The sequence below is a fragment of the Aquiflexum sp. genome, assembly GCF_041749095.1.
Classification (GTDB): Bacteria; Bacteroidota; Bacteroidia; order Cytophagales; family Cyclobacteriaceae; genus Aquiflexum.
The window spans coordinates 1-16,798 of record NZ_JBGTCA010000397.1 but is presented as its reverse complement, the minus strand read 5'-3'; the positions used below and the strand labels follow the sequence as shown (position 1 = coordinate 16,798).

At 38.5% G+C, this 16,798-nt stretch carries 13 protein-coding genes; 3 read left to right on the top strand and 10 right to left on the bottom strand.

Going from position 1 to position 16,798, the window contains the following annotated elements; genetic code table 11:
- Positions 1 to 43: 43 nt before the first annotated feature.
- The 8 genes from ACEW8O_RS18005 to ACEW8O_RS17970 all read right to left on the bottom strand — a co-directional run bounded on the left by ACEW8O_RS18005 (position 44) and on the right by ACEW8O_RS17970 (position 8,443).
- Positions 44 to 463 (bottom strand): response regulator, encoded by a 420-nt coding sequence (locus ACEW8O_RS18005; protein WP_373496017.1) that lies wholly within the window; start codon positions 461 to 463, stop codon positions 44 to 46.
- A gap of 286 nt (positions 464 to 749) precedes the next feature.
- Complete coding sequence (locus ACEW8O_RS18000) at positions 750 to 1,139, bottom strand: response regulator (protein WP_373496016.1); 390 nt, start codon at positions 1,137 to 1,139, stop codon at positions 750 to 752.
- 7 nt (positions 1,140 to 1,146) lie between these two features.
- A complete protein-coding gene (locus ACEW8O_RS17995) occupies positions 1,147 to 4,014 on the bottom strand; it encodes a PAS domain S-box protein (protein WP_373496015.1) in 2,868 nt (955 codons plus the stop codon).
- Positions 4,015 to 4,410: 396 nt separating this feature from the next.
- Positions 4,411 to 5,157, bottom strand: a complete 747-nt coding sequence (locus ACEW8O_RS17990) for a TerC family protein (RefSeq protein WP_373496014.1) — start codon at positions 5,155 to 5,157, stop codon at positions 4,411 to 4,413.
- 218 nt (positions 5,158 to 5,375) lie between these two features.
- The gene (locus ACEW8O_RS17985) at positions 5,376 to 5,657 is read right to left on the bottom strand and encodes a hypothetical protein (RefSeq protein ID WP_373496013.1); all 282 of its coding nucleotides are present in this window, start codon (positions 5,655 to 5,657) and stop codon (positions 5,376 to 5,378) included.
- 96 nt (positions 5,658 to 5,753) lie between these two features.
- Positions 5,754 to 6,101 carry a hypothetical protein gene (locus ACEW8O_RS17980; RefSeq protein WP_373496012.1) on the bottom strand — a complete coding sequence of 116 codons (348 nt, stop codon included), beginning with the start codon at positions 6,099 to 6,101 and terminating at the stop codon, positions 5,754 to 5,756.
- A 205-nt stretch (positions 6,102 to 6,306) separates the two neighbouring features.
- Positions 6,307 to 7,989 carry a sodium-dependent transporter gene (locus ACEW8O_RS17975; RefSeq protein WP_373496011.1) on the bottom strand — a complete coding sequence of 561 codons (1,683 nt, stop codon included), beginning with the start codon at positions 7,987 to 7,989 and terminating at the stop codon, positions 6,307 to 6,309.
- 88 nt (positions 7,990 to 8,077) lie between these two features.
- Positions 8,078 to 8,443 carry a hypothetical protein gene (locus tag ACEW8O_RS17970; protein WP_373496010.1) on the bottom strand — a complete coding sequence of 122 codons (366 nt, stop codon included), beginning with the start codon at positions 8,441 to 8,443 and terminating at the stop codon, positions 8,078 to 8,080.
- A gap of 342 nt (positions 8,444 to 8,785) precedes the next feature.
- Here ACEW8O_RS17970 and ACEW8O_RS17965 point away from each other — a divergent pair, with 342 nt between their 5' ends.
- Positions 8,786 to 9,925 carry a 1-acyl-sn-glycerol-3-phosphate acyltransferase gene (locus ACEW8O_RS17965; RefSeq protein WP_373496009.1) on the top strand — a complete coding sequence of 380 codons (1,140 nt, stop codon included), beginning with the start codon at positions 8,786 to 8,788 and terminating at the stop codon, positions 9,923 to 9,925.
- A 183-nt stretch (positions 9,926 to 10,108) separates the two neighbouring features.
- Here the strand turns inward: ACEW8O_RS17965 and ACEW8O_RS17960 are convergent, their stop codons facing one another.
- Entirely contained in the window at positions 10,109 to 12,424 is a 2,316-nt protein-coding gene (locus tag ACEW8O_RS17960; RefSeq protein ID WP_373496008.1) for a DEAD/DEAH box helicase, read from the bottom strand.
- A gap of 105 nt (positions 12,425 to 12,529) precedes the next feature.
- Positions 12,530 to 12,898 carry a hypothetical protein gene (locus tag ACEW8O_RS17955; RefSeq protein ID WP_373496007.1) on the bottom strand — a complete coding sequence of 123 codons (369 nt, stop codon included), beginning with the start codon at positions 12,896 to 12,898 and terminating at the stop codon, positions 12,530 to 12,532.
- A 653-nt stretch (positions 12,899 to 13,551) separates the two neighbouring features.
- Between ACEW8O_RS17955 and ACEW8O_RS17950 the strand changes: the two genes are divergently transcribed.
- Both ACEW8O_RS17950 and ACEW8O_RS17945 read left to right on the top strand, forming a co-directional pair.
- Complete coding sequence (locus tag ACEW8O_RS17950; RefSeq protein WP_373496006.1) at positions 13,552 to 14,013, top strand: SgcJ/EcaC family oxidoreductase; 462 nt, start codon at positions 13,552 to 13,554, stop codon at positions 14,011 to 14,013.
- A 350-nt stretch (positions 14,014 to 14,363) separates the two neighbouring features.
- Positions 14,364 to 16,798: two-component regulator propeller domain-containing protein (locus tag ACEW8O_RS17945; protein WP_373496005.1), on the top strand; the 2,435-nt coding region annotated here is incomplete at its 3' end.

Sequence of the window (16,798 nt, the reverse complement as noted above, 5' to 3'; positions counted from 1 at the left end):
TTATTAAATAGGGATGATTTTTTTATCAAAAATAAAACGCCCCCTAGTTACAACCCCTAATTATCCTCTTAATTATTTCAATTGTCAATGGCTTTGGGATATATTCATTTACCGATTCAAACTCCAAAGCATTGTCAATTTCCTCAGCATTGGTTGAACTGCTGGATACAATGATTTTGAATTGATTTTTCACTTGGGAATCCAAATCTTCAAAACTTTTCAAAAATTCCCACCCATTTAAAACAGGCATTTCTAAGTCCAAAATTATTAAAGATGGCAATGAATTTATTTCAGGTTCAATTTGACTTTCTTGGTATATGTAATTGATGGCCTCAAATCCATTATTAAAATCCAATACTTCCCCTTTAAATCCTATTATATTCAATATCTTTTTATGTATCAGATTCAGTACAATATCATCATCAATCAATATAATTTTTAAAGAATTTGTGGAATTTACCATGAATGAAGTTTTAGTTAAAGAGTGATCATTAGAAATTTATCTTGCCTCTCTCATTCTGGTCGTTTGAAAATATTAATTAATACTGACATTTATCCAATAATAGGTTATTTGTTTCTGGTTTTAGAGTATTTACCCAACCACTATCCCGAGCATTGGTATAACTTTGACGTGCCTTTGAACCATAGTAGAAGGTGACTTCAATGATCTTCGGGTTCAAATAAAAAGCCAGGACAAAAAATCTAACTATATTGAATCCATATGATTTTGCAATAAAAAATCAGAATTTTTATCCAAATTTTAATTTATATAATACCTCGTTTAGAGATTCCTCACTCAATGGCTTATTCAAATAATCAATGACATGGGGATGTTTCTTGGCCCTATTAACATCGTTCGGATCCATTGAAGAACTGAGCATAATTATTTTACACTGCTCTTTTTTTTCCTTAGGGAAATTCAGGAAATTATCAAGAAAGCCGAATCCATCCATTTTTGGCATTTGAATGTCAAGGAAAATCAAATCAGGAAAATCATTGATTTCCAAAAACTCCAAAGCATCAATTGCCGAGTTTTTGATGGTTATTTTATCAGTTATCTCCATGTCTGATACCACGAAATTGTTGATATAGTTATCCAAATCACTATCATCAATCAATAATATATTCTTAAATTTCATAAACCTGTCATTTTAAATTCGGGAAAGTCACTTTAAATGTGCTTCCAATATTTAATGCTGAAGTGACCTCTATAGATCCATTTACTTTTTCAATAGCTTCCTTAATGATATATAACCCTAAACCAGAACCCTTTGCATCCTTATTTGCCCGATAAAACATTTCAAAAATTCTATCCAGATCCTCCTCAGCAATTCCTACCCCGTTATCCTTCACTATTAAAACAGCCTTTTTATCATCAGCCACCAATGAGATATTTAGGAAAGGATTTGGTTTTGATTTATCCTGTAATTTAATTCCATTGGAAATCAGGTTATTTATAATAATGGATATTCTTCTTTTGTCAGACACAAAATCATTATCCTGATTTATATTAACATTCATTTTAAAACCTTCTGGAACATTTATAAATTCAAGATTTTGGATGATCCCTTGGATCTTGTTTTTAAAACAAATCTCTTGTATTTGAATTTCGGTCCTTGAATTATAAGAATAATTGAGAATGTCTCCAATAAAACCATCCAGTTTGACCACAGATTGTTTCATCATCTGAAGTCTTTCGCTGAGACCATTTTTTCCATTGTCAATTGAAGATTGGGAAATTGAAATCAAACCTAAAAGCGAGGCTAAAGGAGCTCTTAAATCATGAGAGGTACTGTACACAAACCTATCGAGTTCCTCATTCTTTTTTATTAATTCTTTGTTTTGATCCTCAAGTGTTTTTTCTGTATTCTTTCTTTTTGTCAGATCTATCAGAGACCCATAAATCCATTTGATTCCTGAATGGTCTTCAATTACCTGAAAGCTGTTGAGTATCCATTTGGTGGTGCCATCATTGTAGTTCCACCTAAACTCAAAATCTCCTTTTCCAAGGGAATTTATTTTGTTTTTCATTTTTGGTATTATCCATTTTTTGTCTTCAGGATAAATATTTTCAAGCCATAGTCTCTTTTTTCTAAAAAAAGCATCAGCGGAATGGCCGGTGATGTTTTTGATATTTTCTGTGAGAAAAACCAATCTGAAATCCAAAGCAGAAGCTGCATAAAAGGAAACTTTCTGTGTCCTCATCAACTGGTTCATAAAAATATTTTTCTGCAATATTTCTTCTTCAGATTTCTTTTTTAAAGTTATGTCAGTGGAAATGATCAATATACCCTCTTCAATAGGTTCGACGATTAAATCAAACCATGCTTTGGATCCATCTGGAAAACTAAATTCATTTTCGAAGTTTTTTGATGTCCCTGTTATGATGCATTCCCTAATGGCAATATTGAGGTTTGAACCGGAAGATTCTGGATATTTATCCAATAAAGATCTCCCTATCAATTCCTCTTTTGAAAACCTGCTTTGGGCTTCCGCCACACGGTTTAAGTAGATATAATTGAATTCTTTATCCAAGATCTGTATTCCTTCTTTCAAGTTATCCAGCATCTTTTTGAAAAATATTTCATTTCCAATGATCTCATTGGTCTTCTCTTCGACCTTTTTTTCCAAAGTTTCATTCAGAATTTTTAATTCATTTTCAATTCTTTTCCTTTCGGTAATATCCAGCAAATAAGATATTAAGCAGGTTTTTCCATCCACTTCTATCTTTTCCATCGAACAAAGTACATCGGCCTTGGCACCCAACTCGTTCCGAATCTGAATTTCAGTCTGATCGAAAGCCCCGCCGGAACTTTGGATTAAATCTAAAATCCCACTTCTCTGATCTTGGGAAATAATATTTAACCTTATTGAATCATTACCAATCAGTTCTTCCTTTGTTCTGCCTATGAGTTCACAATAGGCATCGTTGACGTGGAGAAAAATACCTGTTTCAAACTCTGAAATGGATATGGCAATGGGACTGATATTGACAATAGTGCTGAATCTTTTTTCAGCGGCAACTATTTTATCTTCCGCCTGTTTCTTTTCAGTGATATCCCTAAAAACCAAAACGCCTCCGATTGTTCTTCCCCCTTTGTCATTAATGGGTGCCCCACTGTCGTCTATGAACAGTTCAGAATTATCCTTTCTTTTAAGTATCGTGTGATTGGACAGCAAAACCACTTGATTTTTATGTATCGCCTCCAACAATGGATTTATAACTTCAAATCCCGTTTTGGAATTATTTATTTTAAATATTTCGGTAATGCTTTTCCCCAAAGCCTCTTCATCTTTCCACCCCGTCAATTGTTGAGCAGCTTGGTTTAGAAAAGTCACTACTCCGTGAAAATCTGTGGCTATTACTCCATCGCCAAGGCTTAACAAAGTTTGATTGTACCATTGGTTTTTCAGAAAAAGTTCGTTTTCTACTTTCTTGAGGGAATTGAATGTTTTTCTAATAACAATGAAACCAAATAATAGTATAGCAATGGCAAGTGAAAGTAGGAAATAAAAGCTTTTGTCAAATGTGGCTTCAGTTTCTTCTTTTGCCAGATTTCTGATGGACAATAGCTCCCCTTGTTCCTCGTCAATTCCCGAAAGGATCGAACCTATCTGCCCCATATATCGCTGGCCCCTCAAAGATTCCATCAAGATTTCCGCAGCATCAGTACCTGATTTATTCCGAGCATGGATTATCTCCTCAACAAATTCAATCTTCTTTTGGGAAAGGAACAACAAACTGTCAATTCTTGACTTTTGGGTAACGTTATCTTTAGTCAGGTATTTGAGTACTTCCAATTGATCAAAAATCTTATGCTTGGCGTCAAAAAAAGGAACTAAAAAAATTGAATCCCCGGATAAAACAAAACCTCTGGATCCGGTTTCAATATCTTTAACCAAAGAAAACGTTTTTTCAGACTGTAAAATAACCTCATGGGTATGTGAAACAAGTTCGTTGTATTCCTCATGAATGTTTTTGTTTTTCCATGTCAGCAAACCTATAAAAACCATCCCCAAACAGATGAATACAAAAAAGATTAACAAACGATATTGAAATGTAAAAACCATAATAATTACTGGGCATCAATTAAATTTTAAGGAATAACCTTTTATACCATAGCTTAGGTTTATTTCTGGAATTGTAAATTGCAATAGATAAAGGGTGATTTTACAGTCAAACTTACTTAAAATATAAAGATAACCAAAATTCAAAAATGACAATCGATTATTTCTCTTAATTAAATTTAATAGATATTTTGTAAAAAGGTTTTCACTAATAAAAAATTGTATTTTGTCTCATATTTTTTTTTAAAAAATTAAATATATTTCACACAATTATAAAATCAACTTTTATACAGAATCTTAATGTGATCTGTAGCAATCAAAAATAAATCTATGAGCACCTAATTATTTCTGGACAATCCTTGGGTTAAGTTTGACTTTTTTACCTTCAATATTCCTTCGAATCCGCATATTGACCAACTCTACACTTAGGGAAAAGAACACCGCAAAATAGATGTAACCTTTCGGCACCTCTACATGGAATCCTTCCACCAATAGCATAAATCCAATCAATATCAAGAAAGATAAGGCTAAGACCTGAAGGGTGGGATTTTTATTGATAAACCGGCTGATCTTACCTGCAAAGACCATCATTACAATCATCGCGATGACTACGGCTACAATCATCACAAGAACTTGATCCACCAATCCGACTGCGGTAAGAATACTGTCAAATGAAAAAATCACGTCCAATAAAATGATTTGAAAAATCACTTGAGACAGACTTTTGGCTGTGTTTGCTTGTACCTCTTCGGCTTTTCCTTCCATTTTGTGATGGATCTCCAAAGTCGATTTGAACAAAAGAAACAGGCCCCCAAATGCCAAAATCAAATCTTTGCCACTGAGATCAAAATCAAAGACAGTGATCAGGGGTTCATTAAACCTGATGATGTAGGATATCCCCAACAATAAAACTATCCTAAATATCATAGCGAAAGCAAGTCCAAGTATTCTTGCTTTTTCCTGCTGATTCTCGGGAAGCTTATTGGAGATAATCGAAATGAATATAATGTTATCCACTCCCAGGACAATTTCCAGGAATGTCAAGGTGGCTAAAGCAATCCACGTTTCTGTTAAAAGGAATATTTCCATGTGTGTTTTTTTAATAGAATTTAATTTAACTAAGGAAAATCAATTTGATTTCCCTTAGTTATTTTTTGGTATGTCCGCAATGATGCCAGTAAAATGGTAATTCAATATAATTCTCTCAAAGAAACTTAAATGTCCGATTCATCCGACTTCGGACTTCCGATCTTATTGAAGGAGAATATAGCGTTACTGTCAAGAAAGCGGATAACCATAATACATTTTTATGATATACTGAGTACTGCACGCTTCGGTAAAAGCAAATCACCTTTTAGGCAAATGCTTTCATCCGTCAAGGCCCAGATTGTGGTTTCGACCTCATAGGTGTTCATTCCCCAATCGGAAAATATCAATTTGACTTTGCAGTGTTCAAGGTTTCCCAGGGCGAGTGCTTTTTCAAGTTCCTTATCCCGCATTTTTATCTCCAAATCGCTCTTAAGGACCTCCTCTTTTGGAAATCGGATTTGTTTGATATCTTCTTTTTGAATCAAAATTGGCTGTTTCATTTCAATTTTTGGTTTGGTATATATTTTTTAAAATCCTGTCATTGACCGGTAAATCCAATTCAGCACTTAAGCAGAATCGATGTAAAAAAACAGTTCCTACCAAAAATAATGTGTGGGGTACTTTAAAGCCTTAATATCAAAAATAAGATCAATTTTTTGACTGATCTTGATAATTGAATTAACATACTTTTCAAAGTGAAAAGCATAAACAGCAATGATATTGTTATGTAAACTACCCCCTAAAAAAGGTGCTTTTGAGCCAACAACTACCAATTGATCCGATAATGAAAGCATCGGCAAGTCATCTGGTAATTCGCCTATAAACGAATCGGAAAAATAAGCCTCTGAAGCATCATGGTTATCTTCAGCAATAGAAAAATAGGACAAAACCAACCCATGAAATATCAGGGTGATAATTAGCGTGATTCCGATTAATTGTTTCAAATAATTATTCATTATTTACATATAATATGCCTGAGCTCATTCCTCAAATTATATACCGGATTAAATTGATTTTATATGATAAATCTAATCCAGATTACTGTAAAACCAGATTCACTTTTTTGATGAATTCAACACTTTGTAAAGAAAATATAACGTGGCTGCGGTGACAGTTCCCTGTGTGACCAGCAGCATTACCAATGCTATGCTATTCATAATTTACCTTTCCTTCTTTTATGCGTTTGTTGTGTGATAAATAGACCAGAAAACTGATAAACCCAAACAGGCCGATCAAGAGAATTCTAGACATATTGATATAGAATATTTTTCTTTCTATAAATTGTCTTTGAATCTCATTTTCAGCTTTTTGCAATTCTTCATTTAAACCATAATTAAATATATTTTTCACTAAAGAACTATTATCCAAAACCCAATTCCCCCCATTCATTACATTGGAAATATTTTCTGACCATTCGTTTTGATATGGGGTAATCAATGCACCTAAAAAAACCACGAGCAGCAATAAAGGTGTAACGTATTTGATGATGAATTTATAGACCTGTGGAATTTTAAGATCTGAACCTTCATTGATTTCATTCCAGCCTTTGTTGATCCCAAAAACCCATGAAAACAACACTGACTCAAGCAAAGCAAAGACCACCAAACTGACAGTTCCTGCCCAGTAATCATATTCATCAAAAACCCCATATTGATATAGCAATACTGTAGGCAGCCCCATAATCAAGGCCAATGCACCGAAAGACCAGGCGCCCTTTGTTTTGCCCCACCCAAATTCATCTTTCATAAAACCCATCCAAGGCGTTCCCATGGCCAAGGAAGAAGTGATTCCGGCAAAAAACAAAAGCCCAAACCAAAATACACCCGCAAACGCTGCGGCTATTTCGCCCCATTGTTGGAAGAGAAAAGGCATAGTTTGAAAGGCCATTCCAAACCCCGCATTGGTGAGGACCCAATCCAGACCCAAATATCCTGCTGCTATGGGAATAACAATACTACTACCTAGCACTACTTCAACAAACTCGTTCAAAAACCCTGCAGATACGGCATTTAATGCGATATCTTCATTGGCTTTGATATAGGCAGCATAACACTGAATCGTTCCCATGCCCACTGATAGCGTAAAGAATATCTGACCGGCAGCGGCCAGCCAGACTTTCGGGTTTGACAGGGAGTCAAATTGTGGGGTCCATAGGAAATTCAGACCATCCCATGCATTTGCCTCAGGAAAAAGTTCAGATTTTCCTGATTCCCCTAAAGTCAGGCCTCTGACGGCCAGGATTATCCCAAATAAGATCAGCAAGGGCATTCCTATTTTAGCCACTTTTTCAATACCGCCCAAACCTTTGGAGAGGATAATTATATTCAACGCCAATACCAAGATATAGAAGAACACAGCTTCAAAGGGAATTCCTGTACTCGTGGACCAAACATCCACATAAGCCGTAAAAAAATCAGCTACAGCGGACTGTGACATTCCTTCGAATGTTCCAATGACAGCATGTAAAACATATACCAAACTCCATGATTCAATGTAAGTGTAATACGCTACCACAGCTACATTGGTAAAAATCCCAAATACACCTATATATTTCCAGATCTTCGCTTTGCCCATTCCATCCATGATATAGGGAGTACTGTGGTTGTTGAATTTACCACCAAATCTACCCGATGACCATTCAATCAGTAAAAGAGGAATTCCCATCAATAAAAAACAGATCAAATAGGGAATCAAAAATGCGCCACCACCATTTTGAACGGCCTGAACAGGAAATCTTAGGAAGTTCCCCAGACCCACAGCATTTCCGGCCATAGCCAAGATAAGCCCTAGCCTGGAACCCCAAGCATCTTTTGGCATTAACTTATTTTCCATAAGGTAGTTATGAAAACAATTAGATTTTATAAATGAAAATTGTAAATGAACAGATTGCTGTCATAGAAAGAGAAATGGGAAATATTTCTCAGAAAAAGAAAAAATAGGGATAAAGACAATCTGTAATATCGGTAAAAACTGATGGAAATAAAACCTTTACTTTGGGAGAAACTAACTTAAATAAATGATGAGATAATACAGGACCGATTTTAGGGAAATGCAAGTCATTTATTTTTTCCTTTGATAGAAAAGAAAAAGAGTTAATCGAATGTAAGACATCAGCATTGCGGTCAGCTGTCATTTCCGTTTTTTGACCGGCCGTAACAAACGCTTTAGAAGAAAATTTATCTCTTTCGCAAGTAAGCTTATCTTTGACTGAATGGGCATCAAAAGCAAAAGCCTGAACTCCAAAGAGAACAATCAGCACTAAGAAAGCCAATTCTGATTTTTTCACAAATACCTTACAAAAAGCACATCAAATGTAAATGAAATTTTTGCATACTTATAATAATCTTTCTATTAAAAAAATGTAGTACGCAATGATGCCAAAAAAATGGTAATTCAAATAATTCTGGCCAAAAATCTGAAATGACGGGTACATCCCTGCCTGCCGCCGCTGGGGACTTCCGACTTGGGACTTTCTACCCCTTTATAGTAGAATATTGGGTTATTGGCAATGAAGCGGATAACCATTAAAAATAATGATTGTATGCCATACTGCCAGAAACTTACCAAATAAATAAAACCCTTTATCACTAAAATTTTACTTTCTTTGTATTTCATCAACCCAGTGAAAATGTCTCCATTTGAAGATATAAGACCGTATTACGATACAGAAGTAAATCAAGCCATCAGAGAAGTGATTGACCATCCGATGCTTAAGGCCATGATGAATTATACTTTTCCTGATAAAAATGATGAATACTGGAAAGACCTTTTGCTTCATTGCCACTCCATCCGGGATTTCCAGATCAATTTTATCTACCCAGGGGTCAAAAGAGTGCTGGAAAGCAGTTCAAACGGCATGAGTACCTCGGGTTTTGAGAAACTATCAAAAAACACTTCTTATCTTTTTATCTCCAATCACAGGGATATTATCCTGGATACTTCCCTTCTCAATACCTGTCTTTACGAGCATGGATTAGCTATGACTACTTCTGCCATTGGTGACAATCTGGTCAAAAAGCAGTTTTTGAGAACCTTGGCCAGGTTGACCAGAAGTTTCATCATCAAAAGAGGACTATCCTCAAGGGAATTACTTGAAGCCTCCAAGACTGTCTCTTCCTATATCCGAACTGCGCTTTTGCGGGAGAACCGTTCTGTATGGATTGCCCAAAGAGAAGGAAGGACCAAGGACGGCAATGACTTGACCCATAAGGGAGTACTTAAAATGATCGCCATGGCGTCGGACGAAAATGAAAGCTTGTTGGAATATTTCAAAAGAATCAATGTGGTACCGATCAGTATTTCTTATGAATACGACCCTACGGATATCCTTAAGATGCCTGAACTTTTGGCCAAGGCAAGATCTGAAGCTTATGTAAAGGGTGAAAATGAGGACTTTCATACGCTGCTGAGTGGCATCTTGGGGCAGAAAAACAGGATCCATATCCATGTAGGTGATTTATTGACCGATCAAATAGAACAGATCCAAATATCTGTAATCAGCCCTGCCAAGCAGTTACAGGCATTTGCAGAACTTATCGACCAACAGATTATCTCAGGCTATAAACTCTGGCCTACCAAATACATTGCCTACGACCTGCTGAATGATGGAAAGGAATTCTCTGAAAAATATACCGCAGAGGAGAAAGCCCACTTCGAAGCAAGATTCCATAAAGGTGTTGACCAAAGTGACATGGTAGCTGTCAGAAATTTTCTCGCCATGTATGCCAATCCAGTGGTCAACCAAAAAAAACTGATTGAAAAATTTTAAACTTTAGATCACCTTTTCTACCAATCACAGATTTTGAAATTGATGGTTTAGAACTACAAATAGCATTCGAATCTATTACAGGACTTTGCCTTGTCACCTCGATCCCCCCGATAGCTATCGGGGCTATCGTGGAGAGAGGTCTGCAGCCCGTCTTGATGTCATTACCCTTTCTGATCATTTTAATCATTCCTTTTGATTAGGTCTGGGTTTAAGCATACGTCTTGCCAGTTTCATCAAAAACATGACTGGGCCTACCAAAAGGTCGATTTGGAACCCAATGTTTCCACTGCTGGAAAGGAAGATGCCAATCTTATTTTGGAATGGATTGTCATTTACAATGTAGGTCCAAGTGGTAGAGGGCCGCTTGATGGAGTGGTGAAGTTTGTTGGTTTGAAGCATTTGGATTCGTTCTTCAGTCTCTTTTACCTTTTCCCGGAACTGTTGATCTGCTTTTTGAAAAAACACCCGCAGCGGATCATTGCCGGCCACCCGTTCCCAATATATCCCTGACCGCAACTGATTGGTGAAGTTCAAATGGTTAGTCCAAAACAAATCCCACAGGTTGAGAATGTGTGCTTTTTTCTCATCTTCACCATGAAAAATCTCCTGACGCTTTGCCAAGGTGAATTTTCTCTGTTGCTCTACAAAGGTGCTGTAATGGAGCAGGGTTTTACGGATTTCAAACATTTGGGCAGCGATGATCCGCTGTGCCTGTGCAATGGTGCGCGCGTAAACAGGATGCGCAAGTTGTCCTTTTCCGGCTGTCTGCCTGTATTTTTTTGGCAACAGCTCCCTCAGCCTGTACCTGACCATCAAGTCGTCTTCCAAGCTGACAATAAACCTACTGGATCCAGGATCTCCTTGTCTACCGGCCCTACCCCGAAGCTGCCAATCAATTCGTATGCTTTCATGGCGGTTGGTCCCTATGATATGGAGGCCACCCAATTTCACTACTTTCACCCGTTCCACCGGATCACCGCCGCCAAGCAGAATATCGGTTCCCCTACCTGCCATATTGGTTGAAATCGTGATAGCTCCCAGCTTTCCGGCTTTGGAGATTAACTGGGCTTCATATGCATCGTTTTTGGCATTGAGCAGCTCACAATAAAGTTGATGCTTTTGGAGTTCCGCCAGTAGTTCCTCTGATTCTTTTATTGTCAGGGTGCCAATCAATATGGGCCTTTGCAAACTGTGAACCCTTTTTATTTCTCCCACAATTGCCTTGTATTTGCCTGTTTTATCTGCATATACGGCATCATCAAAATCGATCCGACAAAGCGGCCGGTTGGGAGGGATCACCACTACACCTAGGCCATAGAAATTGTCGAACTCCTCTGCGGCATCTCTTGCGGTGCCGGTCATGCCCGAAAGTTTTGGATAAAGCCTCATCAGGTGCTGTATACTAATGGAAGACAGCACTGTCCCCTCTGTTTGAATTGGAAGTCCCTCCTTGGCTTCTACGGCCGTCTGCAGTCCGTTTTGCCATTTGCGGTCCTCATTTATCCTTCCGGTCAGTTCATCCACCAACTTTATGCTTTTTTCCCTCACCACATAATCTATGTCCCTATTGAGTAACACGGCAGCCTGCAATGCCAGGTTGATGGAAGCATGCAGGGGCTGGTTGATTTCCTCGAAAAGATTGGAGAGGCCATACTGTTTCTCCACTTTTTCTATGCCCTTGTCCGTCAGGTACAAATCGGTTTGGTATTCGTTTAGGAGGTAATCCCTGTTCCTTTGAAAGCCCTCTACGAATTTGGCGATTTCGTAAGGATCCAAATAGGTATTCTCCATACTGCCGGCCATTACCAAGGGATTTCTGGCCTCATCTATCAACAAGGCATCAGCCTCATCCACAATAGCATAATTAAAGTCCCTTATTACCATCTCTCCCTTGGCATAAGCCATATTGCTCTGTAAATAATCAAATCCCATTTCTTTGGCAGTGGCATAGGTTATATCAGTATTATATGCGTCTTTTTTTAGAATCTGATCCATTTGCCCATCGACATGGGAGACGGTTAAATCAAAATAACCATATATAGGCCTCATCCAATCAGCATCCCTTTTGGCCAGGTAATCATTGAAAGTCAGGACATGCACTCCTTTTCCAGTCAATGCATTGAGTATGGCAGCAAATACTGCGGTGAGTGTCTTGCCTTCGCCTGTTTGCATTTCGATGATGTTGCCTTGATGCAAAGCAATGGCCCCGATCAGTTGCACATCATAGGGATTGATATGTAGCTTCCTTTTGATAACCTCCCCAACCAAAGCATAAACTTGGGGAAGGTGGCTATCAAGGTCAGGATTTTCATAAACCATTTTTTTGAGATTTTTTGCCATCACCTCTAACTCGGATTCCGATTTGTCCGATAGGGTAATCCCCACTTGTTTGATATGTTTCAGTATGGTATGATATGGTGCCAGGTCATAGCATGTTCTGTCTCCATCCCATTTTTTGAGCAGGAGGTTAAACTTGTTTTCATTATTTAAAGCTTTCATTTCTTGTTTATCTATAGTAAAGAATCGCTGTTTAGGTGCATAGAAGCAGCATTAATACCCCACCATTTTATGGGGTGGGAGATTGATAAAAAGGAAGGGTAAATTTTACCCTAAAATGAAAGCTGGGTCTTCGTCATCCCGGTTGAGATGGGGGATGTTGGATTTGCAGGTTAGATAAAAAACAAAAGTGTAGCCATCTGTTGGTTGCAGTTTTTCTAAGTAAAAAAAAGTCTGATATACAGGAAATGAAATATAAGCCAAGGGGGCTTTTAGGGGAGTTGCCCCATGCGTATGAGAAAACTCATCAAAATACGACTGTTGGTGAACTATGGGAAGGTCATTGTTACAAACCCACTCCGACTTGGCAATCTCCGGAAGTTCATCATGGTAAACAACCACCCTGTCCTGAACGACGAACTCTGCCGTTATAAAAACGGTAAGTACAAACAACAGCCGGGTTAAGTATTGTTTCATTTTAAAGAACTTGAAGAAGTGTGGGGAAAGATAATTAAAATTATTGAATTTGAAATCTAGTTCTATGCATGAATAGTTTAGAATTGGAGGTTCTCATGCAAATATATTCTCAGGATCCGGCATCAGGCGAATGTAGCTCACATACAGAGCCTATTTGATTCTTTTTAAAGGTAGATGGGTCTCCTTTATGAATGTTACTATTACTATCAATTACATAATATTTCTTACTATTATAAATGCCTTTGCTATAAGAAACTGTAACATTATTGTAGCTTAATACCTTGACTTCTGATCTGATTTTGTCAATGATAAGATTGCTGGACTCCGGAGGACGAGGTATTTCAAAAAATTCTAAATCAATGATCTCCTTAATTTCTTTATCATAGAATACCGCAGCATTTATAGTTATTCCTGGCCATAACTGATTATAAACAATGAATCATTACTAACTTAAATTCAGAAGCCATGATATCAAAACTACAAAGAATTCTGTAACCTAAGGGATAAAACATATAAAGCTATGATCTGCAAGGCTTTTTTGCCTGTCCCTGCTTTGCGGGAATATGTGGAATGCTATCAAATCATGGGTCAAATATTTTCCAAAAATTAGAAAACTAAATAGAGACTATTTTCACTTGAACTGAAAAATCAAAATGAAAACCCTTATCCTTTTCACCATTTTCAATTTCACCTTTTTTCTTAGCTTGGCCCAAATCCAATCAGACAGAGAATCAGTGAAGAATGTGATTATCGCATTTCAGGAAGATTTCAATGATGGGGGATTTAAAAATGCCCACAGTTATACCACAGATGATTGGGTGCATATCAACCCTGGGGGCGGTATCATCAATGGGCGTGAGGAGGTTCTAAATGAAGTCAGAGCTGTACATCAAACGTTTTTAAAAGGGGTAACCATGACCATTGAAAAAATGAAAATCCGCTTTGTAACACCCACTGTGGCCCTTGCTGTGGTTACTCATTTAATCAGCCCATTCGAGTTGCCAGTTATGGTGATGCACGAAAATCAGCGAAATATCAAAACATACGTGGTTGTAAAGCATGAAAACAAATGGCTATTGTCTCTTGATCAAAACACCGTACTTCAAGCTAACTGATGCATTCTCCGTCCTATTTGTGCAATCCATGTCCAAGAACATGCATAAAAGTTTTGTCAATTTTAAGACTCATATAATTTATATAGGATGGGTAACAAGCAAAATTACCCTGTATTAAAATGTTTTCCAAGGAGGAAAGAAACCTGTTTCACACCCCTGCCTTGACGGCTGTCAGGCTTATCTCAATCTTTCTTTTTAATTGGAGTTTTTAATTCGACTGATTAAGAACTATCATTTGTTAAAGAAAGCGATATCTAAAGTTGTTTAAAGGATTTTATAATTAAATTTACTTACTGAAAACCAAGCACTTGCCTTGGACAGAACAGACGACCAATAATAAATGCAGGGTTATGAAAGCATTGACCGGTATTTTCAAGATCTTTTTATTCAGTACCTGCATTGTGCTGAATACAGCACAAACAAGTTTCTGTCAACAACCGTCCTTCTGGTTTGAACACCTTCAATTGCCTGATGGAGTTACAGGTACCTTAGAAATCGCAGAGGATTCAGTAGGTTTTATTTGGGTCGCTACAATAAACGGTCTTTACCGTTACGATGGATATTCTTTTACGAATTATAGCCACGATCCTAAAAATACTACTTCTCTTTCATCGAATTGGGTTGAGACAGTGTATGTTGACCTTGAAGGCACGTTTTGGGCCGGAACCTATGGTGGTGGATTGAACCGCTTTGAACCTGAAAACGGGAAATTTACCCATTTCAGGCATGACCCTGAAAATCCAGCGAGTATAAGCAATGATTCCATTTCAGTGATCATGGAAGATCACCTTGGACATCTTTGGGTGGGGACGCAACACGGTCTCAATCGTATGGACCGCAAAACGGGTTCATTTACACGATTTATGTATAATCCTGATGATCCTGCCTCACTTGGTAATGATCAGGCACGGGCCATTTTTGAAGACAGTAAGGGAACGCTTTGGGTAGGAACCAACGAGCCCTGGGGCCGCGGGGGAGACAATCCGGGACCCGGTGGCCTGAACCGTTTTGACCGGGAATCGGAAACCTTCACACGCTATTTGAACGATCCCAACGACCCCAACACCTTAATTTCCAATCATGTCATGTGTATTTTTGAGGACTCGGGAGGCACATTTTGGATCGGTACCTGGAATAACGGACTGCATACCATGGATCGGGAATCGGGGATTTTTACCCGTCATATTTATGATCCGGTTCAGCCCGATAAACTTAGCGCCCCGTTTTGGGATTTTCAGACAGAAGTGGGCGGCATACGTTTTATCCATGAAGACAATGAGGGGGCTATCTGGATAGGTGGCGTTTACCATGGTATGGTGCGCTACGATCCTTTGACAGCCGAACTCCTACGCTTTAAACCGGACCCGGACAATCCCGGTTCCCTTCGATCAGTAACAGTTTGGAGTATGTATCAAACGCGGGACGGCATGCTTTGGACCACCGGACTTGGAGGTCTTAATAAAATCCATTCAAGTCAAAAACCTTTTGAACACGTTACACTTACCCCAACGAATTCCCATAATATCATCAATGTACTTGGTGTAGGAAGATCCAGGATTTTACGCGTAAATGCACTTTTTCCTGAAAATACTCTGATCAGCTATAAGCATTTTGAAAATGAAAATCCGGCTTACCAGGCGTATTCTAAAATTATGTCTAAAGATATCGCCATTAGGGCCATGGCACAAACAAAAGACGGTACGCTTTGGATCGGTGCAGGAGATACAGCAGCACGAAACGGTGGTGTCTACCAAATGGATGAGGAGACAGCTGAATTCATCCCGATATGGGTCGGCACTACAAGTACCGGGATCGAAATCGGTAATGTCGTTTACATTTTTGAAGACAGCGAGGGCTTGTTATGGTTCGGGACAAGATGGACTGGGCTTTTTAACCTTAATAGGGAAACAGGAGATGTGTCCCACTATATCCATCAACCTGAAGATAAGAGAAGCCTCAGCCATTCCAATATTACCACTCTTTATGAGGCTCCTTCCTTACCAGGTGTGATTTGGATCGGTACCGAGGGGGGAGGACTGAACCGATTTGATAAAGGGACGAAAACATTCACCCGTTTTCAAAACGTCCCCGGTAACCCGAACAGCCTGCATGGGGAATTCATCACGGGCATTTATGAAGAATCACCGGGCCGCCTGCTCATTGGAACAAGTAAATCCGGGCTCAATCAGTTTGATGTTAAAAACCATACATTTACTCATTTCACAGCCTATAACAGTGGTCTTCCTGATAATCAGATATCCTGTATACTTGGGGATAATAAAGGACATATTTGGATAGGAACCTCAAAAGGATTGACCCGCTTTGACCCTGAAGCCAGGTCATTTTACACCTTTGGGCCACGCCATGGTGTCAGTGCATTCCCCTATATTTCTTCCTGTGATTGTGATCAGTCAGGTAATTTGATTTTTGGAGGGATCAATGGAATTACTGTGTTTAATCCCGATAAGATCGCACCGGCTGGGGCCCCATCTCCCGTGGTTTTCACAGATTTCATTCTTGCAGGTCAATCAATACTTCCTGACCCTGATGGGCCATTACAGGCACCCATTTGGAAATCCCGGGAAATCCGGCTTCCGCACAATAAAAACACTTTTTCTTTTGAGTTTGCCACACTCGACTATCGGGATCCCCAGTCAAACCAATACTCCTATTTACTGGAAGGTTACGATCCGGATTGGCGTGATGCAGGTACGCTGCACATGGCGAATTATACCAGAGTTCCCCATGGAGAATATGTCTTTAGAGTCCGGGCTGCCAACAGCGA

Excerpts from the sequence above, each read along its gene's own strand:
- ACEW8O_RS18005 (WP_373496017.1), bottom strand. The coding sequence starts at position 463 with ATGGTAAATTCCACAAATTCTTTAAAAATTATATTGATTGATGATGAT.
- ACEW8O_RS18000 (WP_373496016.1), bottom strand. The coding sequence starts at position 1,139 with ATGAAATTTAAGAATATATTATTGATTGATGATAGTGATTTGGATAAC.
- ACEW8O_RS17995 (WP_373496015.1), bottom strand. The coding sequence starts at position 4,014 with ATGGTTTTTATAGGTTTGCTGACATGGAAAAACAAAAACATTCATGAG.
- ACEW8O_RS17990 (WP_373496014.1), bottom strand. The coding sequence starts at position 5,157 with ATGGAAATATTCCTTTTAACAGAAACGTGGATTGCTTTAGCCACCTTG.
- ACEW8O_RS17985 (WP_373496013.1), bottom strand. The coding sequence starts at position 5,657 with ATGAAACAGCCAATTTTGATTCAAAAAGAAGATATCAAACAAATCCGA.
- ACEW8O_RS17975 (WP_373496011.1), bottom strand. The coding sequence starts at position 7,989 with ATGGAAAATAAGTTAATGCCAAAAGATGCTTGGGGTTCCAGGCTAGGG.
- ACEW8O_RS17965 (WP_373496009.1), top strand. The coding sequence starts at position 8,786 with ATGTCTCCATTTGAAGATATAAGACCGTATTACGATACAGAAGTAAAT.
- ACEW8O_RS17960 (WP_373496008.1), bottom strand. The coding sequence starts at position 12,424 with ATGAAAGCTTTAAATAATGAAAACAAGTTTAACCTCCTGCTCAAAAAA.
- ACEW8O_RS17955 (WP_373496007.1), bottom strand. The coding sequence starts at position 12,898 with ATGAAACAATACTTAACCCGGCTGTTGTTTGTACTTACCGTTTTTATA.
- ACEW8O_RS17950 (WP_373496006.1), top strand. The coding sequence starts at position 13,552 with ATGAAAACCCTTATCCTTTTCACCATTTTCAATTTCACCTTTTTTCTT.